Origin of the sequence: Aeromonas sanarellii (assembly GCF_000820085.1) — a bacterium.
GTDB lineage: Bacteria > Pseudomonadota > Gammaproteobacteria > Enterobacterales > Aeromonadaceae > Aeromonas > Aeromonas sanarellii.
In genome coordinates, this window is record NZ_CDBN01000037.1 from 1 (window position 1) to 878 (window position 878).

1 protein-coding gene is annotated in these 878 nt (G+C 58.1%); it reads left to right on the forward strand.

What is annotated here, in order from left to right; translation table 11 throughout:
- Positions 1-878, forward strand: an 878-nt coding sequence (gene tuf, locus BN1132_RS07425; RefSeq protein WP_157005355.1) for an elongation factor Tu, incomplete at both ends; no start/stop codon positions are given.

An 878-nucleotide genomic window follows, 5' to 3' on the forward strand; every position in this document is an offset into this window, starting at 1 on the left:
ACCATCGGCCACGTTGACCACGGTAAAACCACCCTGACCGCTGCCATCACCAACGTGCTGGCCAAGCACTTCGGTGGTAAAGCTTTTGCCTTCGACCAGATCGACAAGGCACCGGAAGAGCGTGAGCGTGGTATCACCATCAACACCTCCCACGTAGAATACGACACCGCTACCCGTCACTACGCCCACGTAGATTGCCCGGGTCACGCCGACTACGTTAAAAACATGATCACCGGTGCTGCCCAGATGGACGGCGCGATCCTGGTAGTAGCAGCGACTGACGGCCCGATGCCGCAGACTCGTGAGCACATCCTGCTGGGTCGTCAGGTAGGCGTTCCGTACATCATCGTGTTCATGAACAAGTGCGACATGGTCGATGACGAAGAGCTGCTGGAACTGGTCGAGATGGAAGTTCGCGAACTGCTGTCCGAGTACGACTTCCCGGGTGATGACCTGCCGGTCGTACGTGGTTCCGCACTGAAAGCGCTGGAAGGCGACGCTCAGTGGGAAGAGAAGATCCTGGAACTGGCAAACCACCTGGATACCTACATCCCGGAGCCGGAGCGTGCGATTGACCAGCCGTTCCTGATGCCGATCGAAGACGTCTTCTCCATCGCAGGCCGTGGTACCGTAGTAACCGGTCGTGTAGAGCGCGGTATCGTCAAGGTTGGCGAAGAAGTGGAAATCGTGGGTATCAAAGATACCACCAAGACCACCTGTACCGGTGTTGAAATGTTCCGCAAGCTGCTGGACGAAGGCCGTGCTGGTGAGAACGTTGGCGCGCTGCTGCGTGGCGTGAAGCGTGAAGACGTGGAGCGTGGTCAGGTACTGGCCAAGCCGGGCACCATCAAGCCGCACACCAAGTTCGAATCCGAAGT